24 protein-coding genes are annotated in these 26801 nt (G+C 67.9%); 15 read left to right on the plus strand and 9 right to left on the minus strand.

Annotation, left to right across the window (positions count from 1 at the left end; translation table 11 throughout):
- Positions 1 to 51: 51 nt before the first annotated feature.
- Together ACFW3D_RS29800 and ACFW3D_RS29805 are read right to left on the minus strand one after the other, a co-directional pair.
- Positions 52 to 492 carry a hypothetical protein gene (locus tag ACFW3D_RS29800; RefSeq protein ID WP_500509155.1) on the minus strand — a complete coding sequence of 147 codons (441 nt, stop codon included), beginning with the start codon at positions 490 to 492 and terminating at the stop codon, positions 52 to 54.
- 131 nt (positions 493 to 623) lie between these two features.
- Positions 624 to 1589 (minus strand): DNA-processing protein DprA, encoded by a 966-nt coding sequence (locus ACFW3D_RS29805; protein WP_500509157.1) that lies wholly within the window; start codon positions 1587 to 1589, stop codon positions 624 to 626.
- Between the two features lie 912 nt (positions 1590 to 2501).
- On the opposite strand from ACFW3D_RS29805, the gene ACFW3D_RS29810 reads away from it, so the two are divergent.
- Entirely contained in the window at positions 2502 to 2723 is a 222-nt protein-coding gene (locus tag ACFW3D_RS29810; RefSeq protein WP_500509159.1) for a hypothetical protein, read from the plus strand.
- A gap of 70 nt (positions 2724 to 2793) precedes the next feature.
- On the opposite strand, the gene ACFW3D_RS29815 is transcribed toward ACFW3D_RS29810, so the two are convergent.
- Positions 2794 to 2994 carry a hypothetical protein gene (locus ACFW3D_RS29815; protein WP_500509161.1) on the minus strand — a complete coding sequence of 67 codons (201 nt, stop codon included), beginning with the start codon at positions 2992 to 2994 and terminating at the stop codon, positions 2794 to 2796.
- A 115-nt stretch (positions 2995 to 3109) separates the two neighbouring features.
- Entirely contained in the window at positions 3110 to 5221 is a 2112-nt protein-coding gene (locus ACFW3D_RS29820) for a SpoIIE family protein phosphatase (RefSeq protein WP_500509252.1), read from the minus strand.
- Positions 5222 to 7431: 2210 nt separating this feature from the next.
- Here ACFW3D_RS29820 and ACFW3D_RS29825 point away from each other — a divergent pair.
- The 5 genes from ACFW3D_RS29825 to ACFW3D_RS29845 all read left to right on the plus strand — a co-directional run bounded on the left by ACFW3D_RS29825 (position 7432) and on the right by ACFW3D_RS29845 (position 14071).
- On the plus strand, positions 7432 to 8754 hold the full coding sequence (locus ACFW3D_RS29825; protein ID WP_500509163.1) for an amino acid permease: 1323 nt from the start codon (positions 7432 to 7434) through the stop codon (positions 8752 to 8754).
- Positions 8755 to 8883: 129 nt separating this feature from the next.
- Positions 8884 to 10725, plus strand: coding sequence for an NAD-binding protein (locus ACFW3D_RS29830; RefSeq protein ID WP_500509254.1), 1842 nt, complete (start codon positions 8884 to 8886; stop codon positions 10723 to 10725).
- Positions 10726 to 10888: 163 nt separating this feature from the next.
- Positions 10889 to 12205 carry a Na+/H+ antiporter NhaA gene (nhaA, locus tag ACFW3D_RS29835; RefSeq protein ID WP_500509165.1) on the plus strand — a complete coding sequence of 439 codons (1317 nt, stop codon included), beginning with the start codon at positions 10889 to 10891 and terminating at the stop codon, positions 12203 to 12205.
- 8 nt (positions 12206 to 12213) lie between these two features.
- A complete protein-coding gene (locus ACFW3D_RS29840) occupies positions 12214 to 12672 on the plus strand; it encodes a hypothetical protein (RefSeq protein WP_500509169.1) in 459 nt (152 codons plus the stop codon).
- A 280-nt stretch (positions 12673 to 12952) separates the two neighbouring features.
- Positions 12953 to 14071 (plus strand): PucR family transcriptional regulator, encoded by a 1119-nt coding sequence (locus ACFW3D_RS29845; protein ID WP_500509171.1) that lies wholly within the window; start codon positions 12953 to 12955, stop codon positions 14069 to 14071.
- Between the two features lie 169 nt (positions 14072 to 14240).
- Here ACFW3D_RS29845 and ACFW3D_RS29850 read toward each other — a convergent pair whose 3' ends face one another.
- Positions 14241 to 15293: an SPFH domain-containing protein gene (locus tag ACFW3D_RS29850; RefSeq protein WP_500509173.1), complete on the minus strand. Its 1053-nt coding sequence runs from the start codon at positions 15291 to 15293 to the stop codon at positions 14241 to 14243.
- Positions 15294 to 15297: 4 nt separating this feature from the next.
- A complete protein-coding gene (locus ACFW3D_RS29855; protein WP_500509175.1) occupies positions 15298 to 15729 on the minus strand; it encodes an NfeD family protein in 432 nt (143 codons plus the stop codon).
- Positions 15730 to 16061: 332 nt separating this feature from the next.
- Here ACFW3D_RS29855 and ACFW3D_RS29860 point away from each other — a divergent pair, with 332 nt between their 5' ends.
- Positions 16062 to 16664, plus strand: a complete 603-nt coding sequence (locus tag ACFW3D_RS29860; protein ID WP_500509177.1) for a hypothetical protein — start codon at positions 16062 to 16064, stop codon at positions 16662 to 16664.
- A gap of 162 nt (positions 16665 to 16826) precedes the next feature.
- On the plus strand, positions 16827 to 17702 hold the full coding sequence (locus tag ACFW3D_RS29865; protein WP_500509180.1) for an alpha/beta fold hydrolase: 876 nt from the start codon (positions 16827 to 16829) through the stop codon (positions 17700 to 17702).
- A 15-nt stretch (positions 17703 to 17717) separates the two neighbouring features.
- On the opposite strand, the gene ACFW3D_RS29870 is transcribed toward ACFW3D_RS29865, so the two are convergent.
- Positions 17718 to 18449 (minus strand): DUF4142 domain-containing protein, encoded by a 732-nt coding sequence (locus tag ACFW3D_RS29870; protein ID WP_500509183.1) that lies wholly within the window; start codon positions 18447 to 18449, stop codon positions 17718 to 17720.
- Positions 18450 to 18609: 160 nt separating this feature from the next.
- On the minus strand, positions 18610 to 19617 hold the full coding sequence (locus tag ACFW3D_RS29875) for a PP2C family protein-serine/threonine phosphatase (protein ID WP_500509256.1): 1008 nt from the start codon (positions 19615 to 19617) through the stop codon (positions 18610 to 18612).
- A gap of 301 nt (positions 19618 to 19918) precedes the next feature.
- On the opposite strand from ACFW3D_RS29875, the gene ACFW3D_RS29880 reads away from it, so the two are divergent.
- The 7 genes from ACFW3D_RS29880 (at position 19919) to ACFW3D_RS29910 (ending at position 26298) form a co-directional block, all read left to right on the plus strand.
- Positions 19919 to 21184, plus strand: coding sequence for a cation:proton antiporter (locus ACFW3D_RS29880; protein ID WP_500509259.1), 1266 nt, complete (start codon positions 19919 to 19921; stop codon positions 21182 to 21184).
- A complete protein-coding gene (locus tag ACFW3D_RS29885; RefSeq protein ID WP_500509185.1) occupies positions 21171 to 21629 on the plus strand; it encodes a CBS domain-containing protein in 459 nt (152 codons plus the stop codon). Before ACFW3D_RS29880 ends, ACFW3D_RS29885 begins: the two co-directional genes overlap by 14 nt.
- Positions 21626 to 22930 carry an ArsB/NhaD family transporter gene (locus ACFW3D_RS29890; RefSeq protein ID WP_500509187.1) on the plus strand — a complete coding sequence of 435 codons (1305 nt, stop codon included), beginning with the start codon at positions 21626 to 21628 and terminating at the stop codon, positions 22928 to 22930. The genes ACFW3D_RS29885 and ACFW3D_RS29890 overlap by 4 nt, the downstream gene beginning before the upstream one ends.
- 65 nt (positions 22931 to 22995) lie before the next feature.
- The gene (locus tag ACFW3D_RS29895; protein ID WP_500509189.1) at positions 22996 to 23454 is read left to right on the plus strand and encodes an ATP-binding protein; all 459 of its coding nucleotides are present in this window, start codon (positions 22996 to 22998) and stop codon (positions 23452 to 23454) included.
- Positions 23455 to 23556: 102 nt separating this feature from the next.
- Entirely contained in the window at positions 23557 to 24048 is a 492-nt protein-coding gene (locus tag ACFW3D_RS29900; protein WP_500509190.1) for a MarR family winged helix-turn-helix transcriptional regulator, read from the plus strand.
- A 141-nt stretch (positions 24049 to 24189) separates the two neighbouring features.
- Complete coding sequence (locus ACFW3D_RS29905; RefSeq protein WP_500509191.1) at positions 24190 to 24423, plus strand: hypothetical protein; 234 nt, start codon at positions 24190 to 24192, stop codon at positions 24421 to 24423.
- Positions 24424 to 24537: 114 nt separating this feature from the next.
- Positions 24538 to 26298, plus strand: a complete 1761-nt coding sequence (locus tag ACFW3D_RS29910; protein WP_500509192.1) for a chloride channel protein — start codon at positions 24538 to 24540, stop codon at positions 26296 to 26298.
- Here the strand turns inward: ACFW3D_RS29910 and ACFW3D_RS29915 are convergent.
- Entirely contained in the window at positions 26241 to 26780 is a 540-nt protein-coding gene (locus ACFW3D_RS29915) for a nitroreductase family deazaflavin-dependent oxidoreductase (protein WP_500509193.1), read from the minus strand. The two genes, ACFW3D_RS29910 and ACFW3D_RS29915, sit on opposite strands and share 58 nt — an antisense overlap.
- Positions 26781 to 26801 lie beyond the last annotated feature (21 nt).

The raw sequence follows: 26801 nt of genomic DNA on the forward strand, positions 1-26801 counted from the left end.
CCTGCAAGCCTTCGACATCGCCTTCGACGGCCGACTCTCCCTCGGCCGCCGCTAACTCACACCACCCGAGTTACACCGTTCGTTGGACAGACCCGAACGCTTGGCCGATTGAGCGGTCTCGGACGTCTTGATCAGAAGATGGGCGCCGGGTGGGCTGAGCGGGAAGGCGTGGGCGACGTCCTCGTTGTACGCGGCGTCCATGATCGCTTCTATGTGCTGCAGTGGTATTCGATCGGCATGCGTGGGATTGCCCACGACGTAGTCGATGTCGTGCATGAGTTCCGGGTGGGTCTCCATCCAACCGACCAGGAGCCGTCCGAAAACGATCGCCCAGCCGTGGGCACCGCCGTACTTCAGGCGATGGATCTTGTCACGGAGGGCTCCCGAGTACATGGCAACCGCGTCCACACGGGAAAACCCACGCTGTTCCACGGGCAGGGCGCACAGTCGATTGGCGCAGACCTGGCCTGCCAAAACCGTCTGAGAACACACGGGGCAATGGGAGGCCGAGACAGGCTGGAGGGTCTGGCCGGCGCAGTCCGAGCAAAGGCGGGCCGCTCCCGTGAGTACGAAGGCGCACGCCGGACAGTTCGGGAAGCCCGCCGGCTCTGGAAGGCTCGTGGTCACAGGCCAGCCAGGGCGAGCTGCTGGCGCTGCTGACTGGCTCGCTGGACGCTGGCCGCGGTGCCGAGCCTGTCGGTGATGTCGCTGGACTGTGTGACCTGGATGGCTCGCCGCTCTACGATCATCTTTGCGGCCCATGGCTGAGTGTCCGCGAGGGACTTGATCAGGAAAACCAGCTTGCCGTGTTCGGCGGCAAGGCGGGCCTGCATTTTGGCGCCAGAGGTGCTGGACGCCTCGATGACAACGCTACCCAAGGTGGCTCCTGAGGTGACGACGTTGCGACGGGGGAAAGTCCAGCGAGCGGGGCCGCTGTTCGGCCAGAACTGGCTGATCAAGGCACCGCCCTCATCAAGGATCCGCTTGGCCAGTGGACGGTTCTCGGCCGGATAGACGGGGGCGGCGATGCCAGTGCCCATGACGGCGAACGTCCGGCCGCCGGCATCGAGAGTCGCCTCGTGAGCCGCTGCGTCGACGCCCTTGGCAAGTCCGCTGGCGATGACGACGTCGTGATCCACTAGCTCGCGAGCCATTCTCGCCGAGCGCTTCAGGCCCTCCACTGAGGCATTGCGTGTGCCGACAACTGCAATGGACCGCGCGTCGCGCTGCTCGAGCTCCCCAAGGTAGAAGAGGAACGGCGGGAGATTGGGGACCATCCGCAGATTGGCCGGATAGTCGGCATCGAGAACGGTGACCAGGCGGGCACCCACCTTGCAAGCCGCTGCCAGCTCCGCGTCAACCCTGCTGCGGGCAGGACCAAGATCGGCAAGCGCCTCCTGCAGCAGCGGCAAGTTCTTCCGGGCTGTGCGGGAGTCCTCACGCACCTGGCCTCCGAACAGGGCAGCTATGTCGTCGGGAGCCTGGGCGTTTCGAGCGAGCAGGCTCCAGTCGACGGACGCCTCCCCGACCCGCAGGGCGCAGAGAGTCAGAAGGTCGTACTGGTCAGTAGTGATGTCTAGGTCAGCCATCGAGATGTCCTTCTACTCGCGGCCCCAGGATGTTCGAAGGATGGGGTCTGCTTGGGCCACGTCCATCATGGCGTACGCAGACCGCACGCGAACAGGAAGGGGCTGTAGGACACCCATGAGGAACACTGCATCGATACGTCCACGCTTGACCCCGCGGGCGGCGGGGCTGTCTCAGCCGCCCCTGTGCTGCCTTCTGCATCGCCGCACATCAGATGCAGACCTCGCCTGGCGGCGGGGTGCAGCACGCGACAGGCGCGGAAAGAGATTCTTCCGCGGAGAGCGCGACTCGGCCCAGGATGAGACGGGACCGTCGCCTCGCCACCCTGAGGAACCGGCCGTGCGAAAGATCGGGGGTCAGGACGAACCCGGCTGATGAGCGACCCCGCCTGGGTCGGGGCGACGGGCGTGGGCGGGGCCGCACTCTCAGCATGCCCCGGTGGAGGCACAGCGCATCTTGGCCCAGACGAAGAGCCCCACACCGGTGGATCCGGTGGGGGCCTTCCCAGGCCCGAAGCTTACGGAGCAGGTCGAGGCTCTCGGACGCGCACGCGCAGCATCGCGCCACGTCGCACGAACTTCAAGCCGGAAGGTGCATTCGAGTGAGTGCGCCTACCAGGAGTTCGGTCAAGGAGGCGTCATAGTGTCCGGGCCCACAGCTCTGACATCGCGGGAGGCACGTGAGAGCGCTACCAGGCCCACGCAAACGGCCGGGCCCGCATCAGGCACCGCAGGGTCGGTGGGATGAGAAGGACGCATACCCGGCAGTGTGCTAGCCGGGGCACTTCACAGCTCTGGGTCAACGACAGCCGTTTTGCGCCAAATGCGCCCTGCCGGAAGAGGTCGATCGCCCTCCGCATTAGGCTCCCGCATAGCACCCTCGCCAATCGGCCAGCGAACGCAGGAGCGCTGATCATGCCCCAGACCCGCCTCAAGTGCCGCAACGCCTCCTCGGCCGCCGCCGTCGTGGCCGCCGGGACCGTGCCAGGCGACCACCAGCACACCATTCGACAGGACGGCCGCCACGTCGTCATCGCCTACGCCGACACCCGCTGGCCCTTCGACGTCGCCGAGTGGGCCGCCCTGGAGGGGCACGCCAGCGACAAGGCTGCGGCCCGGGTCATGGCCCACCTCTGACGCAGCAGGTTCACGAACTCCGGGGTGAGGAAGAGCTGGAGCGTGACCGTCACCGGGTGGAACAGCCGCGTTACTCCCTCTCCGCGATGACGTACATCCGGCAACGGACGGTGCCGTCCGGCAGGTCCACTATTGAGCTGCGGACCTCAACCGAGCGGAACTCAATCCATTGCCTGATAAGCGCGACCTCATGTGCCGGCCCCTGCAGTACGGCCTCGACCATGTGCGGGCTTGCTGGTGGGACAAGGTCGTCCGTGTCGTCGTGGCTCACGATCTCCAACGATCCCCCGAATCAGGGGCCGCCACATCTTGAGGCCGATACTCCGGTCGATCAGCCCCGAACGGTCGAGTCCGCATGTGCATTGCGATCTCGTCGACGTCGTACCTCAGGTTGCGCGGATCAGAAGCAGGGCCATGTCGTCGGTGCCAGGCGTGGTGCGGCCGGCGTGGTGGATGAGGGTGTCGGCGAGGGCATCGACGCTCTGCTCCGGAGCTTGGGCGAGCTGACGGGCGAACTCGGTAATGGTCTCGTCGATGTCGGTTCCTGGGGATTCGACAAGGCCGTCGGTGTAGAGGCCGAGCATGGTACCGGAGGGCAACGGGATCTCTACGGTGGCGTAGTCGGTGTGCGGCTGGATGCCCAGGAGCAGGCCCGGCGGGAGCCGGAGGACATCGGTGCGCCCATCGGGGTGGCGGATCAGCGGTGGGGGATGGCCGGCGGTGGCCAGGTGGGCGCGGTGCCGGGGCAGGTCGAGGTGGGCGTAGAGGCAACTTGTGAACAAGCCGGGGTCGAGGTCGATCAGCAGGCGGTTGGCGCAGGCCAGGACTTCGTGGGGGCGCGGGCCCGCTGTGGCGTGGGAGTGGACGGCGGCACGGACCTGGCCCATCAGGGCCGCCGCGCGCACGCTGTGGCCCTGGACGTCACCGATCACCGCGGCCGCACAGGAGGCGGTGTCGCAGTGGATGAGGTCGTAGAAGTCCCCGCCGACCTCCATACCGCGGCCGGCTTGCCTGTACCGGGCGGCCACCTCCAGACCCGGGACACGCGGCAGGCTCCGGGGGAGCAGTCCGGTCTGGAGGCTGTGGGCGAGTTCGTGCTGGGTGTCATAAAGGCGGGCGCGGTCCAGGGCCTGGGCGATGAGTCCGGCCAGGGCAGTAAGGACGGCGCGTTCCGTCGAAGGGAAGGGTCGGGGATGGTCGTAGGACAGCACGAGGGCTCCGACGGGATGTCCGGAGGTGATCAGCGGCAGGAAGGCCCAGGCGTCGCGGGACCGGTAGCGGACGGCTTCGGGGTAAGCGCGCTGGAAGTCCGCAAAGCTGGCGAAGAAGCTCGGAACGCCGCTGATGAGGGCCTGTCCGGGTGGCGTGACGGCTGTCAAGGGGGCGCCGTCGTAGCGGTTCAGGAAGTCGGTGCTGTACCCACGGTGCCCGATGATGCGCAACCGCCCCTCCTCCGTCGTCATCAGGGCCAGGCCCTGAGGTCCGAAGGCGGGCACCAGCTGGTCGGTGACCAGATCAACGACGTCCTGAGTGCCGGCGGCCTGTGTCAGAGTCGCCGCCAGGTGCATCAACTGGTACTGCTCCGCCGCCCTGGCCTCCTCTGCCCGGGGCTCCCGGTCACAACGGTCGGTCGCCGGCTCGACCTGTGCGGAAGTGATGTGGACGCTGATCCCGCAGGCGTCCGGGTACAGCTGGAAGGACAGCCAGTGGTCCGGCGGACGCAGGGCGGTGAACGAGGTCGGTCGGCGGCCTATGACCGCAGCCCGGTAACGATCCTCATAGACAGGATGGTCCAGCCATGACAGCGCCTCCCACAGCCTGCTGCCCTCCAGATCGGCGACGCCGGAGCCGAGCAGGTCGGCCGCCGCAGCGTTGACATAAGTGACCCGTCCGTCCAGGTCCAGTGCGCAGCAACCGATCGGCAGGCGTTCCGCGAACTCGGCGGCGGCCAGGGCCGCGGCCTCCCCTCGGTCGAATCGGCGCAGCGGGCTCAGCAACTGCGGCTCGCTGCGGGGCAATACGGGTTCGCCGCGGTCGGCAGCCTGCTTGAGCAGGAGGCCGGTGTGGCTGCAGAAAGCGCTGATCGCGTCCTCCTCGCGGCGACTGAGCTGCGGCCGGTGCCACTGGGGCCACAGCAGCGCGATCCCTCCCCAGGCGGTCGTGCCATGGGTGATGGGAGCGGCGGCCAGCATGAAGTCGTAAGGCACCACCAGCCCGACATTGGGGTACTGGCACGCCATGTCCTGCTGGCTGCCCAACCACACCATGTGCCGCTCGCGGATGGCATCCGTCACCGGTGTGGAGGCATCGAGTGCCACCCGTGTCCAGGGGGCGGCCAGCCGACGGGAAGCCCCGGAAATCAGTGCCAGCTGCTGCACCCGCCCACCGGGAAGAATCAGGTAGAGCAAGCCGACGGACGCGCCGGTTGCCTGTACTACCCCCGCGAAGGAGCTCTCCAGTTGCTCCAGCCCGCTGGCAGCGGTAATGGGACGTGTCACGGTCTCACCTCCTCTCCGAGCCGCCCCGGCACCGCGCGGCCGGTGACCACCGATCTCGGCCGGCCGCTCAGCCAAGTCCGGCGCCACGTTCCCGACGTCGGGCGTGGATCACCATCACGTCGAGCAGGGCACCCGCAGCGAGGACTGCGCACAGCAGAGCCAGCCCCGCGTACCCGCCCCGCCCGGGAGAGCCCTCGGCCTCGGCACTCGCCGCAAGTAGCGCAAAGAGCACCGTTCCGATAAGAAGCAGCGGCGCAAACATGGCTGCCAGGACCAGTCTCAAACCAAGGGAACTGGGGGCTGTGGGAGTCTCTGTCCCGGTGCGCTCTGAACGGTGCCCGGCGAGCCCCGATCGCGACCGAGGCACCGGCGCTTTGCCTTCAGGAGCAGAATTTACGTTCATGCTGATCTCCTGTCCGCGAGAGGAACGCCGACGCCACCGCAGTAGGGCCCTGCTACCCGTATCCCCAGCTGGGCTGCCCGCGGCCGCACTGCCGCCCTCGGACCGCTCCCGGGCCCGCTCGATAGATGCCTACCCGATGACCACTTCGTGACGCCCGCGGACGGAGTGCGGCTGACCCCGCCGACCCCGACGGTCCACGGGCGGCACCGATGGATCCGCGGTAGCGCGGCACGAAGTCGACATGCCCCGGCAGGCCCGCGGGAGCATGCAGCAGAAAGGAGCCACCCCCTCGCGCTTCGGCCCAGAGGCTGGCCGCTTCCGTGCGAAAGGAGGGGCCCGTCTCACAGCAGCCCGCAGGTCAGGGCGCGGTGCCCCGGATACCAGTGCATGATGGATATGTGGTCCCACAAGACGTACCTCCACACGCCCGTGGGACTGCCCTGGAAATGAGGGACGCCCCTGCCGCCTGTGGGCTGCGCGGTAGGGGCGTCACGGTGTGTGTTCCTACCACCGATCGGTAGAACCGGAACAGCAGCAGCGCGCCCAGTCCGTGCGGTGACCACGGCTTAGCGAGAACCTGGGTCGCGGTCCACGTGGCTACCGCGGCAGATCTCAGAAACCTCAGTGGAGTGCGGAAAAGCCCGTTAAGGCCGCTCCGCGGCCAGGACCGCCTCCCCGGGGCGGTCGCCAGCTCCTTGCCTCCCGAATCAACGTGCCGAGGGCCGTCACCAGCCCCATCGTCAAGAACAGGACGATGGGGAAACCCCATAGCCACGGGGTGAAGGTGCGGTCGACGGCCCGTCCGCGCAGGGGCCAGGGAAGGGCCGTCACCTCGAGTGAAGAGCCGACGCGCTCGGTGCCACACTCGACCCTGGCATGCCGGGGCACACGTTCCCAGGGGTCTGCCCAGGTCACCGCACATCGGCCGTACTCGTTGGCAGACACCGATGCCCGGACCGTCTGCCCCAGCCCGTACATGTAGCCGGCGGTGCCAAGCAGGCCGACGGCGACGACCAGAGGAACCAAGGCGCCGGCCGACAGCCACCGCCACACTGGTCTTCCGGCAGGTCTCCGCGGTGACGAAGAGACATCGGCAGTACGGAGTACGGCGAGAAGGACAGGCGCGTAGGCGGTCGTGACGTCGAGACGGACGGGCCACGCCCCGGGAGCGGGCGCGTACACGATCCGGGTCCGGGCGAGCGACCACCGCCGTGAACGACGAGGGCCGGTCACCGACAGCACGGCTCCCTTGCCGCCGAGCGGGATCGGGGCGCGCCCATAAGGACGGAACACCAGGCCACCCGACCCGTCCCAGGCAAGGCGCCCCCGTACGAAGCGCCACGGGTAAAACGGCGCGTCGCCCTCCATGCGGCACCAGACCTGAATCGGCTGCCCTGCGGTTGCCTTCCGCGACCAGTGCTGTCCCAGGACCGACACCGCCACCGTTCTCAGCAGAAGCGGTGCGATCCAGGCCAGGCATGGCCACGCCACCGACGTCATGTTCATGCCCCGTAGTAAACGCACGGTGTCCGGCGGTGGAGAATGAGCGACCGCTGCAGCGGGAGAACCGGTTCGTTGCCGTAACCGGGCACGTCAGCCCAGGTCTCTTCGTCTTGACGGTTCCTTAACGCCTCTTTGTTGCGACTCTGACGTACCGTTGGTGCCCGGTGTGCCGGGAAGCCTGGTCGGCGAGATAAGTCGTTGTCGTCTTCGCCGTCACGAAAGGCCTTCGATGGCCGCCTCACGGACAACCGTCCCCGCCCTCTCCCGCAACGGAGACGCTGCCGGTCCCCGGACGCGCCGGTTCGTGCTCTTCTTCGCGTTCTCCTTCGCGGTGATCGCGGACCCGGTCTCCTCCGTCGCCTACGCGATCGAAGCCGCGCTGCATGCCCTGCACGGGGATCTGGCGCTCTTGCTGCCGACCATGTCACTGGTGGTGGGCCTGGTCGTGGTGATCACGGCCAACTACTGGCAATTGGTGCGGCGCTTCCCGAAGGGCGGAGGCGCCGCCGCGGCAGCCGCCCGGGCTTTCGGCCCCCGCTGGACGTTCCTGCCGATCGGGGCGCTGGTGGTCGACTTCGTGCTGACCATCGGCATCTCCATCGCGGCCGCCGCCAGTGCGGTGATCGCGCTGTTTCCGGGGCTGGCTCCGGTGCGCATTCCGCTGGCCTTGCTTCTGCTGCTGATCGTCGCGGGACTGACCTGGTTCGGGCACGGCGGGCGCTTGGTCTTCGCAACCATGACCGTTCTGTTCCTCGTGGTTTCGGTGACCGTGGTGGCCCTGGGGTTCACCGGCCCGCACAGCGTGGGCACGGTGTCGGCGACGGCCGATCCCGGCCACTCCGCGGTTCTCGCCGTGGTGCTGGCCTTCCCGGTGGCCATGGCTCTGGCCACCGGCGTCGAAGCGCCTTCCACCGCGATCGCGCAACTCGGCCAGCTCGGCGACACGCACCGCCGGCGCTTCGGCCGGGGCACCCTGGCGTTGCTGCTGGTAGTCGTCGCCGGTCTGACCCTTGCCCTCACCGCCCTGGCTGTCCGCCTTAACATCGGGCTGCCCGGCGCGGACTCGACCCAGATCGCGGACATCGCCCGCGCCGCCGCCGGACCCGGCTGGCTCTACGGAGCCTTCCAGCTGACCAGCTCCCTGCTCCTCCTGGCGGCTGCCAGCTCCTCCTTCCAGGCAGGGCCCGGACTCCTCAAGGCACTCGCGGGCACACCCGGGCGCCCCGGTGTTCTACCGCCGGTGCTTGGGCGGGTCAACCGGCACCACACTCCGTACTGCTCCGTCGTGGTCTACCTCGCCGCCGCCGCGTTGATCATTGTTGCGGCGGCCGGGCAGGAACAGGAGTTGGTGCTGTTCTACGCGGTGTCCGTCTTCGTCAGCTTCCTGGTGGGCCTGCTGGCCATGGCCCGGTTCGCACACGGCGAGCGCAAGGGGGCACTGGCAGCGGTCAATGCCGTGGCGGCCGCAGCCGTCGCGTTCACCCTCCTGGTCAACCTGCTGCGCGGATGGCCGGTGCTCTCCCTTGCCGCCACCCTCGCCATCGCCGGGGCCCTCTACATGCGCTGGGCCCATGCCGGCCGCCCGTCAGGAGTGGAGGACGTCGAGGCCCGGGCCGAGTCCACCTGACACAGGCAGGCGAACAACCGAGTACCGGCCGAGAAAGGGAAACGGGGGGATTCCTTGTCACGCATCAGGGAAGCTACGGGCGTGCACAGCCTTCCCAGCCAAGCCCAGCATCCACCGCCACCAGGCCACATGGTCATCTGCGGTGACGACGCGCTCGCGCACCGGCTCGCCTACGAACTGTCCGCCGTCTACGGCGAGCACGTCACCGTGGTCCTGCCGTCGTTGCGCCACAACCACGGACCGCAGATCGCCGAGCTCACGCGGCGACACGGCGTGCGCGTCCTGGAGGCGATGGAACCGAGCGACACGGCCCTGCGCGAGGCGGGAGTGGAGGGCGCGGTTGCCCTGGCGCTGGCGTACGGCGACGACCAGACGAACATCCACGCCGCCTTACGGGCCCGGCGCATGAATCCCGACATCCGTCTCGTCATCCGCATGTACAACCGCAAGCTGGGCCGCCATCTGGAGGACCTGCTCGAACGGGCCGCCGCAAGCCGTTCTCCCCAACTGCGGCCCTACGAAATCGACGCGTCGACCACCGTCCTGTCCGACGCGGACACCGCCGCCCCGGCGCTGGTGGCGGCGGCCGTGGTCGGGAGCAGCAAGGTCGTCCAAGCAGACGGACTACTCCTGCGCGCCGCCGAGCGGCCCTTGAACAGCGAGAACGACGGCCTTCGCCACGCACCGGCGCTGTGCACCCTGGCCGTGCTGTCCGACTCCCACGCCGATCCGGGTGGCGAGGCCGACGGCCCCGGTCCCGGCGGCGCGCGGCTGCTGCCCGACGACCGGACCGTCCAGACCGCGGCCGGCTCGCACGGCCGCGTGGTGCTGGAAGCCATCACCCGGAGCCAGGGCCAGCCCACGGCCCGGCGGCGCCGCCAGGGCGCACCGCCACTGCGGGAGCTGTTCTCCCCGCGACTGAGGTACGCCGCCGCCGGTCTCATCGTCCTGCAAGTGGTCTTCGCCGCCCTGACCTGGCGTGTCATAGGGGGCTCTCCGCTTCACGCGGCGTACCTGTCGCTGCTGGACGTCCTCAACATCAACGACCCGGCGGTGGACGAGCGCCCAGGACGTCAGATTCTCCAGTTGCTGTCCGGACTCGCCGGCATGGCGCTGTTGCCGGTGCTCTTCGCCATCGTGCTGGAGACACTGGGAAGCTTCCGCACCGCCTCCGCTCTGCGGCTGCCGCCCCGGGGCCTGTCCGGACACGTCGTCCTGATCGGCCTGGGCAAGGTCGGCAGCCGGGTCCTCGACCGGCTGTGTGCGCTCGACATCGACGTGGTCTGCGTCGAACGGGACCCCGAGGCGCGCGGCGTGGGCACGGCCCGTGCGCGCCGCGTGCCGGTCGTCATCGGGGACGCCACCCAGGAAGGTGTACTGGAGACGGCCCGCGTCGGCGCCGGCCGTGCTCTGATGGCCCTCACGAGCGACGACACCACCAATCTCGAAGCCGCGCTGTACGCCCGGGAGGCTGCCCCCGCGCTGCGCGTGGTGATGCGGCTGTTCGACGACGACTTCGCCACCACTGTCTACCGGGCGCTGCGCGACTCCTATCCCGAAGCGACGACCCGCAGCCGCAGCGTTTCCACGCTGGCGGCGCCGGCGTTCGCCGGCGCCATGATGGGCCGCCAGATCCTCGGCGCCATACCGGTAGAACGTCAGGTGCTCCTCTTCGCCGCCGTTGAAGTACGCGGGCACGCCGAGCTTGAGGGGCGCACCATCCGCGACGCCTTCCACCCCGGTGAATGGCGGGTGCTCGCTCTCGACCTCGCCGCACCGTCCGACCGGCGCCCGGACCTGGCCGCCGCCATCGACCACGATCTCGACACCCGTGAACCGGAACTGGCCTGGGACCTGCATCCCGGCTACGTCCTCCAGCCCGATGACCGCGTCGTCCTCGCGGCCACCCGCCACGGACTCGCCCGACTGCTGCGACACCGCGGACATCAGACCCCCACTCCCGGCATCTGACCGCCACACCCACGGGGGCGGCTTTCTTGACCCGGTCGCCCCCGCGCCCAGTCGGCCGTTAGGGTGTAAAGAACGCGTCAAGACGATGCGGGGTGTGCCGGGAAGTCTGGTCGGCGTCCAAACGGGCTGTGCCCGTCTGTCGAACAGCCGGAGGCCGGTCCCGATGCCCGTCACCACCCGTTCCCGCCCCTTGCTCTTCGGAGTGCTGTCCAGGCCTGAGCGCGCCGTACTCGCCCAGGCTCTACGGACGGAGACGGTGGGGGGTCTGCTCCTGCTCGGTGCCGCCGCGGTGGCGCTGGTCTGGGCGAACAGCCCGCTCACCGGCATCTATGAGACAGTCCGAGACTTCCATTTCGGGATACCCGCGCTCGGCTTGCACCTGTCGGTGCAACACTGGACCGCCGACGGCCTGCTGGCGATCTTCTTCCTCGTCGCCGGTATCGAGTTGAAGCGGGAACTGGCCGTCGGTGAACTGCGCAATCCCGCCACGGCCGTCCTGCCCATCGTGGCCGCGATCTGCGGCATGGCCGTACCCGCCGGGATCTACGTGGCAACCGTAGCCGCGAGTGGTGGCAGCAAGGCCGGCTGGGCGGTGCCGATGGCCACCGACATCGCCTTCGCCCTCGCCGTCCTGGCCGTGATCAGCACCCACCTGCCATCAGCGTTGCGCGCGTTTCTGCTCACACTGGCCGTCGTCGACGACCTGGGCGCGATCCTCGTCATCGCCGTCTTCTTCAGCCACGACCTGAACTTCCTCGCACTCGGCGCGGCCGCAGCCGGACTGGCCGCCTTCTGGGGACTGCAACGGCTGAGGGTGCGCGGCTGGTGGTGGTACGTGCCTCTCGGAATCACGATCTGGGCGCTGATGTACAACAGCGGGGTTCACGCCACCGTGGCCGGCGTGGCGATGGGGCTCATCCTGCGCATCCACCGTGACGACGCCTCCGACGACCGTCCGGCGGAGAAGGCGTCACCGGGCGAGCGCACCGAACACGCGCTGCGACCCGTATCAGCGGGCGTCGCCGTTCCTCTGTTCGCACTGTTCGCCGCAGGTGTGAGCATCTCGGGCTCCGCTCTGGGGCAGGTCTTCTCCCGCCCCGAGCCCCTGGGTGTCCTGCTGGGACTGGCCGTCGGCAAGACCCTCGGCGTCTTCGCGGCCACATATCTCGCAGTCCGCTTCACCCGCGCCCGGCTCAACCCGGGCCTCGCCTGGGCGGATGTCGTGGCGTTGTCCGTCCTGGCGGGCATCGGCTTCACCGTCTCGCTGCTCATCGGGGAACTCGCCTTCACAGATCCTGACGCCGTCGAGCACGTCAAGGCCGCTGTCCTGGTCGGCTCCGCCACGGCGGCGGCCGTTGCCGCGGTGCTGCTCGCACGGCGCAACCGTGTCTACCGCCGCCTGTGCGAGGAAGAGGACCTCGATACCGCTGATCACCACAATGAGGGCTTCGCGCACACGCCTCCCGACACCTCCGACTGAGGGTCATCATGGAAGCCACCCCGATCGCACCCGCCGTGGTCATCGCCGCCCTGATCGTTCGGACCGGCTTGGACGAGCTGCGCCATCCCGGCACCGCCCGGCATTACTGGGCGTTCATCCACGACCGGCGGGCGCAGGGTGCCGGAATAGGGATTGGGGCCATCGCCACGTCGCTCGCATGGCCCGACACAGGCTGGGCCGCACCGGCCTGGGCTGTTCTCATCAGCCTTCTTGTCGCATTCCTGATCGGGCGGCAAGGCGCTTCGCCGCCCACCCCCGGAGAGGGGTCTCGACAGATGCCGATCGCCGGCACGGTCCTGGCCCTTTTCGGGGCCGTGCTCGTTCTTGCCGGCGCGATGCTGTACGTACTGCCAGGACCTGGCTTGCCCCTGCTCGCCGTCGGTTGTCCGCTCTTGGTTGTCGGGCTGGTCCTGAGCGCCGCGCAGCGGCACTGGCGTAAGAGGTGAAGCATTACAAAGCTGCGGGACGCCGGGTTCCCCGCGCAGCATGGGCGGATGTCAGCGCGGCCCCATTCAGCTACTTGGCCAAGCGCCAGCTCGGCGCAGAAAGAGCCGGCCGGACAACCAGCACAAGGAAGGCCAACCTGCGCCACGGCGGCGGTCGTTCACCCATATCTGGAACCTACTCGAATGGCCGGGCGCCGAAGTGCCCCCGCCCGCACCCGCCCGAGCAGCGCGAGGGCATCGATATCTGTTCGGCCGGCTGACGGCGGCCGGTGAAAAAGTGATGGAGGTCCACGTGTCGAATCCGAGGGGCATACCGCCCGAGTACCTGGACGCATACCTGAAGATGCTGGCCGAGGTGTCGAGCACTGGCCGACGGCTCTGGCGGACGGAGCTGGACGGACTGCGGGACCTGGGCGAGCGCGGTGCGGACGCGGGTCTTGGCTTGCGAGACCTGGTCGGCGGTTACCTGGCGGCGACGCGTGACGCCTGGCGATCCCTGCCCGGGGTGGAAGTCTGGATGGGTGAGGCGGTGTTGTCGGCGGCGGAGGCGGCGATCGCCGCGTTGGGCGAGGGACATGAGCGGGCCCAGCGGCTTCAGGTACGTCAGGAGGAAGCCGCGCGGCAGGAGTTCATCGACGACCTGCTGTACGGGCGCAGTGATCCGGGACGGCTGGCGGACCGCGCGGAGCGGTTCGGCCTGCGGCTCGGACAGGAGCACATGGTCGCGGTGGGTCGCGGTGCGGACGCATTCGAGGACGGCCATCCCGTGATCCGGCGCATCGAACGGGAGCTGATCTCCCGCTTCGGAGAGCGAAACATACTCCTGACCACCAAGGACGGCCGACTGGTGTGCGTCACGTCCAGCACGGACCGGGCGGTGAGCGCCGCATTCGCGGACGCCGCTCTGCATCCGGGCCCCGGATACGACGCGGCACGACGGGTGGCCGTGGGCCGCACTCATGCCGGAGCGGGTGGCATCGTCCGATCCTACGAGGAGGCGCTGGGAGCGCTGGACGTCGCCGAACGGCTGCGGCTGCACCCTCCGGTTCTACACGCTGAGGAACTGCTGGTCTTCCCGGTCCTGATGCGTGACCGGACCGCGATGGCAGACCTCGTGCGGAGCGTCCTGGGCCCCCTGTCCACAGCTCGCGGCGGTGCAGGACCTCTGCTCGAGACCATCTCCATTCATGCAGAAGCCGGCTACGTCAACGCCGAAGCGGCCCGGCGCCTGGGGCTGGGAGTGCGCACCCTCACCTACCGCCTGGACCGCATCAAGACGCTGACCGGCTACGACCCGAACGACGCCTTGCACCGCTACACCCTGCAGACAGCGGCAATGGGCGCCCGGCTGCTTGGCTGGCCCGAAGAACCGCTAGGGCGGGACGCCGTCAGGCCGTAGAAGACGCTGCAGATGGTCAGAGTGCTGTCCATGATCCAGCGGTGTGGTCCGAGACATCGCCATACCGGCCAGGATCCCACCGCAAGTTGATCGGCTTCCACCACCGATCGCGGCGGGGGTTGCCGCAGTCTTCATACCTACGACTTCCTGGTGATCAGGCGGCTGATGCTTACGAGCTGACGCCATCAGCGCGAGGGATGGGGTGGGTGGATGGCGGAGGTGGCGTCTCGGCCCTGGCCGCGTCAGCAAGAGCCGCGGCAGCAGCTTCTGCGGCTTGTACCGTGTCGTTGGCGGCCTGAGCAGCCATGTCGTCCGAGGGTTTGTCGCGGGTGGCCGGCGAGGGCGGGAGCACCTCGCTGAAGGCGCGGGAGACGCCCTGGAGCGCGGAGGTCACCTCGCTGGGGATCACCCAGAAAGTGCTGCCCGAGCCCTGCGCAAGTTGGGGCAGCACCTGGAGATACTGCCAGGCCAGCAGTTTGGGATCTGGATCATTGCGATGCACGGCCTGGAACACTTCGTCGATGGCACGGGACTGGCCCTCGGCTTGGAGGATCGCAGCCGTACGGTTACCCTCCGCGCGCAGAACGGCGGCCTGCTTGTCGCCTTCGGCGGTGAGAATCTGCGATTGGCGTTGCCCTTCGGCCCCGAGGATCGCGGCCCGTTTGTCCCGCTCGGCCCGCATCTGCTTCTGCATCGCGTCCTTGATGGACTGAGGAGGGTCGATGGCCTTGATCTCCACCCGGTTGACCCTCAGCCCCCACTTACCAGTCGCCTCGTCCAGCACCCCCCGCAACTGGCTGTTGATGGTGTCACGTGAGGTGAGGGTCTTCTCCAGGTCCATGGACCCCACCACGTTGCGCAAGGTGGTGACGGTGAGCTGTTCGACCGCCTGGAGGAAGTTCGCGATCTCGTAGAAGGCCGCTCTTGGGTCGGTGACCTGGAAGTACAGGACGGTGTCGATCTCGACAACCAGGTTGTCCTCGGTGATGACCGGCTGCGGTTTGAAGGAGACGACCTGCTCTCGAAGGTCGATCACCGGATGAACGCGATCTATGTAAGGGATCACAAGGTTGAGACCGGGTTGCAGGGTCCGGTGGTATCGGCCGAGACGCTCCACATTGCGCGCACGCGCCTGGGGCACGATACGGACGGCCCGCACCACGGTGAGAACCGCGAACAGGGCGATGATCAGGCCGGCGATCAAGAACGCCGAGGTCTCCATGGTTTCAGTCCCTGGGGTAGACGATTGCGGTGGCACCACTGATCTCTATGACGTCAACGGTCGCTCCTGGAGGAATCACCAGCGTGTCGTCGTACGCGCGTGCCGTCCATTCCTCACCATCGATGCGGACCGTGCCAGCCCGCCCCGACACCTCGGAGACGACATAGGCGGCCTTGCCGACCAGTGCATCAATGCCAAAACGCTCGGATTGCGCCTGGAGCACGTGACGCAGCGCAATAGGGCGCACGAACAGTACGGCGACAGTGGCGACAATGGCGAACACAAGAAACTGGAAGGGCAGCGGCAGCCCGACCGCGGCGGACCCTGCCGTGACCAAGGCGGCCGCACTGAGCATTCCGAGCGCTGCAGTGAGCGTGAAGATCTCCGACACAGCCAACACGGCTGCGATGATCAACCAGATCAACCATGGATCCATTTGCGCGCCTCTTCTGACCGGTACGGGTGCGAAGGGCTTGTCTACCACCATTGGACCCCAGGGAGGCACCGTCGCGGTACCCCTGGGATGAAGCCTTTCGTTGATGGGTGCACGCGCTCTCCCGAGTCTCCCGACGCGCTGTGCCGCGAATGCCGGTGATCGGGAACGCCCGGCTTCTGGGCCGCCCGAGCAGCCTCCATAACGACGGGTGCCACCAACAGGTCGTAAAGCGCGCGTAAGAATTGCCGGAACGCGGCAATGTCCCGGTGGTGTGCTTCATGGCACCATCGCGGTGCCTTCGGGCGATCGGCGTGCTGGGGGGTGGGGGGAGGATGGGGTGGTTTCTCGGTCTCGGCACCGCCGGTCTGGTGGTGCTGGCGGTGGCGTTCGTCTTCGACCGCGTGCTGGACGGGCTCGGCGGCCTGGACGGGCTGTTGTCGCTGCCGGTGATCGCCGGCTTCGTGTCGATGCTCGGCTTCACCGGCGCGATCGTCCTGGGCAGCACCGGGCTCGGGACGGTGTTCGTCGCCTGGGTGGGGGTGTTGCCCCAGGTCGTCGCCAAGGCGTCCGAGCCGATGGGCACCGTGGACCAGACGACCGTGATCTCGACGGACGGCGCCCGCCGGCTGTCCCGTACGGTCCCGGACAACGTGGCGCAGGGCATGGAACAGCTCAGCTCCACCATGGGAGTCGACCTCGCCGAACTGCTCAACGGCATCACCGCACGCAGGACCGCCGATGGACGACGGGAGGAACCATGCGTGACTGGGCTGGAGGCGCCCCCCTTGCTGTGGGCCTCGGCGTCCTGGGCGTGGTGCAGATATTCAACATCGGCCTGGCCGTCGAGCTCGGCATCATCGCCGCCCTGGGCGGGCTGGGGGGCCTCGTACGATGCCTCCTTTTCGGAAACTACGGACATTGGCTCGTCCACGTGAGCGCAGTCACGACCGCAACAGTCGGAGTGGTCATGAGCTTCGTGCTTCCAGTGGGGTACCTGCCATGGCAACACGTCTGACAAAGGCAGAAGCCTGCACTTCGGGCTGCCGCGGCCGACAGATGAGACGACGACCAGACCAGAGCACAAGAAGGTGGTCACCATGACCGAGGCAGAGCGGTCCACATCGGTCGCTCGCCTGGACCAGGGCCTGGTCGAGTACAGGCTGGAGCAACGAAAGGGTCCCGCCGTGCTGGTATTGCACGGCGGACACATGCGGGCAGGTTTGGCGTTGGGAGAGGAAGTCTTCGCCGAATCCGGCTACACGGTGCTGGCGCCGTCTCGGCCGGGCTACGGTCATACACCGCTGTCAACCGGCACTTCGGTCAGCGGGTTCACCGACGTCATCCGGGCGCTGTGCGAGCATCTCGGCATTACCGAGATCGTGGCTGTGGTAGGGATATCCGGGGGAGGACCCAGCGCGGTAACGATGTCCGCACGCCATCCCGACCTGGTGCAGCGGTTGATCCTGCAAAGCGCGGTCGGATGGCTTGCCTGGCCTGACCGGCTCACCCGCGTTGGCGCACACGCGGTATTCGCCCCCGCCACGGAGCACGCGACGTGGGCTGCGATCCGTGGGCTCATGCGTCTCGCGCCGGAGACGTGCCTGGGGCTCTTGCTGGGTGGGTTGTCCACGGTGCCGGTCCGAGACGTGGTCGCCGCTCTGCGTCCCGAGGACCGTTCGACGTTGGTCTCCCTGTTCTCCCGGATGCGATCAGGTAGTGGTTTCCTCAACGACTTGCGGCCCGTCCCGGACGTCACCTCCGCAGTCCGTCAGCCCACGCTCGTGGTCGCCACCCGCAAGGACGGCGCCGTACCGTTCGCGCACGCCCAGTCCCTGACCGCCGCCATCGCCCGCGCTGAACTTGTCGAGAGCCAGGCTGACAGCCACTTCATCTGGTGCGGACACGACTGGTCCACCGTGGCAGAGAGGATCCGGGCCTTCCTCTCGGCTGGCCCGTTCATGCCTCTTCCGTGACCCCCGCTCCGCGGGTCACGTTGGCGGTGCGGAGACCGCAGGCGGCAGCGACGGGACAGCCGTGGGGTTGACGATCAGGGTGGGCTCCCCCGGAACGGGCGACGGCGCGACCGCGTCGCCCGGGTTGATGGTCGGGCTCGCGGTCGTCTGGGACACGACCTGGGGGAAGTCGACCAGTCCGGTCTGCTCCATGACGGTGATGTGGTCCAGGACGGTGTCGTTCGCCTGATCGGCCAACTGCCGGACGAGGCTGTTCATCGTGGTGGAGCGGACCTTGGCGATGGTGTTGAAGATCTGTCCGTGCGTCAGCCGCAGGAGGTTGGCGAACGTGGTGTCGAAACCAGGTCCGTTGGCGCTCGAAAGGGTCCCCAGGAAGCCCTGCTGCTGTGGTGTCGGCTGATTGGGCAGGACTATCCCCAACTGGGTGGCCACGGTACGGGCGGTGCTGTCCAGGGCGGTGTGGCCGTCGATGAGGTGCTCACCGGCCGTCTTCACCGCCTGCGTGGTGCCCTTCTGAAGGGCCATCTGCCCGGCGGGGAACTCCCACAGCCCGGCCAGACGTACCTTCACGACGAACTCCCGGTCTAGGGGGGTCATGGGCCCGTACTGCGTGGAGAACGCGTTGGCCTCCGGTGACGACGACGCGGCATCGATGCCGGACATCGCCGGGTAAGCGATGGCGGCGATCGTGCAGACCAGCGCTCCCGCCACCAGAGCGGTTCCGGCCGTGAACCGGTTGGGCAACATGGCGCCTCCTGTTCGTGATTCGTACGCGCATTCGCGACGCTAACGCGCACGCTGCCGGGGAGACCGGGATTCCGAGGGCTTCTGCGGTTTCCGCGATGGAACGGAGGCCATGTTGTTACAGTGCAAAATTTCGCCTGTGCAACGCTCGGGCGCTCGACCCTTACGCCGACCCCCGGTAGCGGATCAGAAGCATGGCGGCGTCGTCGTGAAGCGGACCACCGGTGTGCTGCTCGAGATCCTTGCGCAGGGCTTCGAGGGCGGCGTCGGGATCGGCGTCCTTCAGCAGGTGGGAGCGTTCACCGAGCGGGTAGAAGCGCCGGTCACGATCGCGGGCCTCGGTGACGCCGTCCGTGTAGAGAAGCATCTGGTCACCTGGAGCGAGTGGGACTCGGTAGGGGAGGGGACCGATGGGACCGATCTCGGCAAGGCCCAGTGGCGGGGCACTCCTGGGCGGCTCGGCCAAACAGAATATGCCGTCCGCACGGAGGATCAGCGGGGCGGGGTGGCCGTAGTTGAGGAGGGTGACCTTACGATCGGCCTTGACCTCGACGAGGACGGCGGTAACGAATTCCTCACCGGACAGCCTTCGGTTCAGGGCCCGCTCGAGCCGCGAACTCACGGACACCAGATCAGGTTCGTCGTGTGCGGCCTCGCGGAAGGCCCCCAGGACGATGGCGGCGGTCTCAACGGCCTCCAGCCCTTTGCCCTGGACATCACCCACGATGATGCGCACCGCGCCGTCCGCTGCGACGACCTCGTACAGGTCGCCGCCGATGCGGGCTTCGGCGGCAGCTGAGGTGTAGGAGACGGCGATCCGCAGGTTGCCGGCGACCAGCGGCACGGGACGCAGCAGCACCCGCTGGGCGGCCTCCGCGACGGAGCGGACCGTGTCGAGTTCGGCCTCCCTGCGCCGGCGGTCGGCCGTAGCCGCGAGGGCGGCGACGGAGACCCCCGCAACCGAGAGCAGGGCCGTGTAACCGCGGCGTACGTGGAACAGCTCGTTGTAGAAGCCGAGGAAGACACAGAGCGAGAGGGCCAGAGCGCCGATGGCCGCGGTGCGGCGTGGCGTCCCGGTCAGGCTGGCGAATGCCGGGCCTAGGGAGAGCAACGGCAAGAAGCCGACGCCCGGCCCGGCCAGGACGTCCACGGTGGCGACGAAGGCCATCATGGCGAACGGGAGCACCGTCAGTAGGTTGACAGGGTGCCTCTGCTGCTCGGCCAAGATTTCCCTCTCCGGATTCCGTGACGCCTTCTGACCAACATGCCCGGTCAACCACTTTTGCACAGAGCAAACGAGGCGACCAGGGCATCTGCGACATTCGAGCTTGTCATCTGGGTCACCGTGTCGAAGTCGACATCAAAGTCTCGTATGAGGAACGTATGAATCGGGTAAGGTGCCCTGCGGTGTGCCGGGAAGTCTGGTCGGCGAACAGGGGATCTTTCTCTTCGTCGATCGGGGGCGGTTTTTCGTGGTACTCGTGCTGGTGTTCGGGGCCGCGCTGTTGGTCGCCGTGTTGCTGTCCGGTCTCGCGGCGCGCTCGGTGCTATCGACCTCCCTCCTCTTCCTGCTCGGCGGAGCTCTCGTCAGTGACGGCTTCCTCGGAGTGATCCACATCACCCCGGACAGCGGGATCGTGGCGGTGACTGCTGACCTGGCCTTGTTCGCCGTGCTGTTCACCGACGGGATGCACGTCTCGTTCCCGGCGCTGCGCGGGGCCTGGCGCAACCCGGCACGCGCGCTGGGAATCGGGATGCCGCTGGCGCTGCTCGGCATGGCGCTGGTCACGCACTTCCTCGCCGGTCTGGACTGGACGACGTCGTTCCTGGTGGGCGCGGTGCTGGCACCCACGGACCCGGTTTTCGCGTCGGCCATCGTGGGTCGCAAGGAGGTGCCGGCGCGGCTGCGCCAGTTGCTCAACGTCGAAAGCGGCGTGAACGACGGCCTGGCCCTTCCCGTGGTGCTCGTGCTGATCGCGGCCGCGGGGCCGACCGCGGCGTCGGCCGAGGCGGACCTGGGCAAGATCGGAATCGAACTCATCGGCGGTCTGGCACTGGGGATCACACTGCCTCTGGTCGTCGCGTGGCTGGTCCGCTTCCGGCTCCTGGGCGCGGAACCCAAGCTCCAGCCGCTGTTGCCCCTTGCCGTCGGCGTCATCTTGTACGCGGCCTGCCATCTGACCCATGCCAACCCTTACCTGGCGGCGTTCTCGGCCGGTGCGGTGTTCGCCTCCGTCTCCCCCGAGAGCAGGGAAGCGTTCGAGCCGCTCGGCGAGTCGCTGGCCGAGTTGGCCAAGTTCGCGGCCCTGCTCGTTTTCGGAGCTCTCCTGACGCCCGGTCTGTTCGGTGACCTTTCGCTCGGCGGATACGGCGCGGCGGTGCTGGCGATCGTGCTGATCCGTCCCGCGTCCCTGCTCGTGTCCCTGCTCGGCAACCGGACCATCGACAGGCGGGAGAAGCTGACCGCCGCCTGGTTCGGCCCGAAGGGCTTCGCCTCCGTCGTCTACGGACTCCTGGTCCTGCAGTCCGGCATCCCCGAGGGCCAGAAGGCCTACACGCTCATCGCGGTGTGCATCGCCTTCTCGATCATCGCGCACAGCAGCACCGACGTACCGATCGCCCGGATGTTCGACGTCGAAGACCTCGTGGGCATTCCGGACGATGATGTGGCCGAGGACGATGACCGGAAGCCGCTGCCCGCGGCCCGGAAGGAGGAGACCGGCCATGCGCGCACGTGACCTGGCGGTGGAGTACCCGTCGGTGAGTCTGGACAGCGACACCTTGGACGCGGCACGGCTCCTGGCCGACCGCCATCTGCCAGGGGTGCTGGTGCTCAAGGAGGACGGCACCCCGCACGCCATCCTGCCCGCCTCGCGTCTGGTGAAGCTGCTGGTCCCCGACTACGTGATCGAGGACCCGACGCTGGCGGCCGTGGTGGACGAGAGGCACGCCGACCGGCTGTGCCGGGCGCTGTCCGGCCGGCCCGTCCGTGACGCCCTGCCCAAGGAACGGCAGATCCCGCCGGTGTGCGACCCGGACGACACCGCGCTGGAGGTCGCCGCCCTGATGGCCAGGGAGCGCAGCCCGCTGGTGGCAGTGGTGAACAAGGACAAGACGGGTGCCCGGCTGCTCGGAGTGATCACCGCGGCCCATCTGCTGGAACGACTCCTCGGGGTGACATGAGCAATTGGCACAGCTGGGCGGCGATCGCGGTGTTCGCCGGAACGTACGTCCTGATCATCAGCGAACGTGTCCACCGTACGGCCGCCGCCCTGGGCGGTGCCGCGTTGATGCTGCTGATCGGGGCGACCGACGACAAGACCGCGTTCTACAGCGAGCACGCGGGCGTCGACTGGGACGTCATCTTCCTGCTGCTGGGCATGATGGCGATCGTCGGTGTACTGCGGCAGACGGGCGTCTTCGAGTACCTGGCCATCTGGTCGGTGAAGCGAGCCCGGGGCAAGCCTTACCGGGTGATGGCCATGCTGGTCGTGATCACCGCGCTCGCCTCGGCGCTCCTGGACAACGTCACCACCGTCCTGCTGGTCGCCCCGGTGACGCTGCTGGTGTGCGAACGCCTGGCCCTGCCGGCCGCGCCGTTCCTGATCGCCGAGGTCTTCGCCTCCAACATCGGCGGCACGGCCACCCTCGTCGGCGACCCGCCGAACATCATCATCGCCAGCCGTGCCGGGCTGACCTTCAACGACTTCCTCATCCACCTGGCCCCCATCGCCGTCGTCCTGACCGGCGTCCTCCTGGTGCTGTGCCGCCTCATGTTCCGCAGGCACTTCGTCTACGACGAAGAGCGGGCCGCCGAGATCATGGAACTGGAGGAGCGTGAGGCCATCCGCGACCCCCGGCTCCTCGCACAGGGGCTCGGGGTTCTGGCCCTGGTCATCGCCGGCTTCGTCCTGCATCCACTGCTGCACTATGCGCCGAGCGTGGTGGCGCTGCTGGGCGCGGGTGTCCTGGTACTCGTCTCCCGGGTCGAGACGAATGCCGTACTGAAAGAGGTCGAGTGGCCCACCCTCGCCTTCTTCGCCGGCCTCTTCGTCATGGTCGGCTCGCTGATCGAGACCGGCGTCATCAGCGACCTCTCCGACGCCCTGGCGGGTGCCCTTGGGGGTAGTGAGCTGAGCGCGACGTTGGGTCTGCTCTTCGGCTCCGCCGCGTTGTCGGGCGTCGTCGACAACATCCCGTACGTGGCGACCATGGCTCCCGTCACCGCGGACCTCGTCAAACACCTGGGCGGCGCCCCCACCGGTCAGCATGTGCTGTGGTGGGCCTTGGCGCTGGGCGCCGACCTGGGCGGAAACGCCACCGCGATCGGCGCATCCGCCAATGTCGTCGTCCTCGGCATCGCCGAACGCAACCGCCAGCCCATCAGCTTCTGGACCTTCACCAAGTACGGCCTGATCGTCACCGCCGCCACAGTGGCAGCATCGGGGGTGTACCTGTGGCTGCGCTATTTCGCCCTTTCCTGACGGCACGCCGCGCAGTCCCCTGCCGCTTCCGGAGAAGAAGACCACTTCGGGGATTGACTGGCCTCATGAGAGCGCAGGACTCCCTCGCCCTGGAGGACGAGCAGGCAGTAGAGCGCCTTCCCCTGAGGAAGAGCGCCGCCTACGACGGAAGGACGCAGTCCATCGGTGACGCCCGCAAATTCACGCAGGCCTTCCTTAGTCGGGTGCAGTCGGTCCAGGTTTCCCCTTCGTCGTTGGCCATGGCGCAACTCGTCGTCAGTGAACTGGTGACCAACGCGTGCAAGTACGCTCCGGGCAGGCTTCTCCTCGACCTGGAGGTCGACAAGGGGGTACTCGCGGTTACCGTGTGGGACACCGACCCCGGCCTCCCGGCGGCATTGGGCAGCGACCCGGGCCGGGTGGGACGTCACGGACTGGAGATCATCCTCGCAGTCTCCCGCAGCATCGATGCGCACCGCGAGCCGGTGGGCAAGCGCATCACGGCTCTCATCGGCCTTACGGGTGAACTGACGGACCCGACCTGATCGCCGGTCCATCTCGATATCGCCCAGGCACCGTCCACCGCGCATGCGTTTCGGGCAGGGGTGTACGCCATGCCCAGCGAGCCGAGCGGTAGAAATGACGTTATGGCCGCCCGTACCCCCGCTTCCGAATCCGACGCTGAGGCGATGGTCAGCGCTCTGCTGACCGCTTCCCGCCTGCTTGTCGCGGTGTCCGCCCGCTCGCTCGCCGCCGTTGAGGACGCCCTGACGCTTCCGCAGTTCCGCATGCTGGTGGTCCTCGACACCCGCGGGGCACTGAGCCTGTCCCAGCTCGCCACCGAACTGGGCGTGCAGCCCTCGACCGCTATGCGCATGCTTGACCGCCTTGAGGCGGTGCACATGGTGACGCGTGGATATCTGCCGACAGATCGGCGAACAAGTGTCATCTCCCTCACCGACACGGGGCGGCGGACCGTGCGCGAGGCGACCGAACGCCGCAGGTCCGAGATCGCTCGCATCGTCGAGGCAATGCCGGCCGGCCAACGGCGCCATCTGATTCGTGCCCTGCAGGCCTTCACCGAGGCCGGCGGCGAGCCATCCGTGGCTGAGGGAGCGCCATTGCACATCGGCTGGTAGTCCGCCTGCTCATGTCAACGCAGACGGCTCGGGCACACCCCGTCCTGCGAACAGAGCCACCAGACATGAACTCCGCAGCTCCTCACACTGTTCACCCCTGAGGCCTTTCATTGGCACTCGGAAGACTCGTCGGAAGGTCTCATGTCGGTACCGGATCGTCCCGGCCGGAACCGTCGGCGGGCAGCGGCGGCCGTCGACGTCATCGCCACAGCGGCGCCCACGACCACCCAGCTGCACGTGGACCCGCCGGAGGCAGCGGCCAAGAGGGTCAGCGCCGCGCAGGTGACCCAAATTGCACTAGCCAGTAGGAACGACCTGCCGAAGACCATGCTGGCACGTACGTTCGAAATCAGCCATCCCGAGGCGATCAGCTGAACCAGCAACTCCCCCCTCATTGGCAACCCCGGTGGACGTTGCTCGCTCCGAGTGTTGCTCTATACAAACTTTGCACTGTCGAATTCTAGGCGCACACGCTGCTACCTTTGCATCATGCAAAGGATTCGGGGCGGAAGCAGGCGCAGCGAGGCTCAGTGGGGCGTGGTCGCACTGGGCCTGATCGTCGGGCTGGGGGCCGGCCTGGGGGCGATCGCCTTCCGGTGGCTCATTCAGGCGTTCACGCGGCTGTTCAGCGGGCATCAGGACTACTCGGCGGCAGGCCGTGCGGCGCACCCGAACCTCCCCTGGCTGGGACCTTGGTTCGTCCTGCTCGCACCAGTGGTCGGTGGGCTGCTGTACGGACCGCTGGTGCAGCGGTTCGCGAAGGAAGCCCGCGGCCACGGGGTGCCGGAGGTGATGTATGCCGTCGCACTGCGGGGCGGACGCATCGCGCCGCAAGTGTCCGTGGTCAAGGCCCTCGCGTCGGCCCTTTGCATGGGCTCGGGTGGTTCGGTCGGCCGGGAGGGCCCGATCGTGCAGATCGGATCGGCGCTGGGTTCCACCCTCGGTGGTGTCCTAAGAGTCCCGGAGAACCGGATGCGCATGCTGGTGGCCTGCGGCGCCGCCGGTGGCATCGCGGCAACCTTCAACGCACCGCTGGCAGGCGTGTTCTTCGCGATGGAGCTGATCCTGCGCGACTTCGCCGTGGAGTCGTTCGGGGTGGTGGTGATCTCCAGCGTCACCGCGAGCGTCGTCGGCCGGGCAGCCTTCGGAGACGCGGCGTTCCTCGCACTGCCTGCCTTCCATGTCGACCACCTCGTCCAATATCTCCTGTTCGCAGCCCTTGGAGTAGTTGCCGGCATGGTCGGCCTCGGCTTCACGCGCGTCCTGTACCTGGTCGAGGACGCCTGCGACTGGGCCTGGCGCGGGCCTGAATGGCTTCGCCCGGCGGCAGGGGGCCTGCTGCTCGGCGGAGTGCTACTGGCGCTGCCGGAGATGTACGGAGTCGGCTACCCGGCGCTGGAGAATGCCGTCGAGGGCCGATACGTCATCGGCTTCGTGTTGCTCCTGCTCGTGGGCAAGGTTCTCGCCACGAGTCTCACCATAGGCATCGGCGGCTCCGGAGGGGTCTTCGCGCCGAGCCTCTTCATCGGCGCCATGACCGGGACCGCCTTCGGCATTCTGGTCCACCACCTCAGTCCTGCCACAGGAGGTCACGCCGGCGCCTACGGGCTCGTCGGCATGGGAGCGGCGTTCGCGGGTGCAGCGCGTGCTCCGATCACCGCGGTGGTCGTACTCTTCGAGCTGACCGGCGAATACTCGATCATCCTGCCGATGATGCTGGCCATCGTGGTGGCCACGCTCACCAGCCGCGCCCTGTCCCGCGACAGCATCTACACCTTGAAACTGCGGCGGCGGGGCATCGACCTGGATCAGGCACACCGCGATTCCCCGTTCGCCTCCGTATCTGCCGGACACGTCATGGAGTCACCGCCGACGCCGCTCTCAACTGACATGCCGCTCTCGCAGGCCGCCGACTCCTTGGCACTGTCGGGGCACGGCGCCCTGCCTGTCACCGACTGTGATGGTCAGTACCACGGAGTCGTCACGGCCCGCGCCGTGGCCGAGGCGCTCGCCGTGGCGCGGACAGACGTCAGCCAGAGCGCTGCCACCGTGAGGGATCTGACGGAGATGCCGCAGGCAGTCACGGACAGGACACCTCTGTCCGCGGCCTTGCACGCATTGATCACCTCCGACGGCACAGGCCTGCCCGTACTGGAACACGGAAGCGGCAGGCCCGTCGGCTGGATCACCCATCAAGCAGTACTGGGAGTCACGGCGACAAACGGGATGTGGTCCCGACCTATCAGGTAGTAGTCCTCGGCGCTGCCGTCCGTCTCCAGACCGCACAGGCGCATCAGCCGCCGCGCGAGACGAGGGTGCCGCGACGCATACGCGGCCATCAATCGGCCTGACTCCTCCGGGGGCACCAACCGGGCAACCGCCGGCATGGTGCGGACCCCGACCTGGATGGTCACCCAAGGCGTGCGCCGGATGTTGCGGAACCACTGGGAGGCTTCACCGAAGCCGGACGCGACGTGGTAGGCGCCGGTGTCCGGGTCCCGGCCCGCGACCTCGAGGACGACCTGCCGGGGCACACCGGTGCTGCGCCCCACGTGCGTGAGGAGCAGCATTCGGCCACCGAGCAGCCATCCCAGGCGCCATCGGTACAGCCGAATCGGTGCCCTTAGCAAACTGCGCCGAAGACCCGTCGCGGTCGGAGCCTTTCTGGACCTGTGAGGCATGGCATCCCTCTCAGCCAATGGGACTATACAAACATTGCATAGTCTAATCATTGGTGCCGTCCTACGCGCCTC

It is taken from the genome of Streptomyces sp. NPDC058864 (assembly GCF_042742985.1).
Taxonomy (GTDB): Bacteria; Actinomycetota; Actinomycetes; order Streptomycetales; family Streptomycetaceae; genus Actinacidiphila.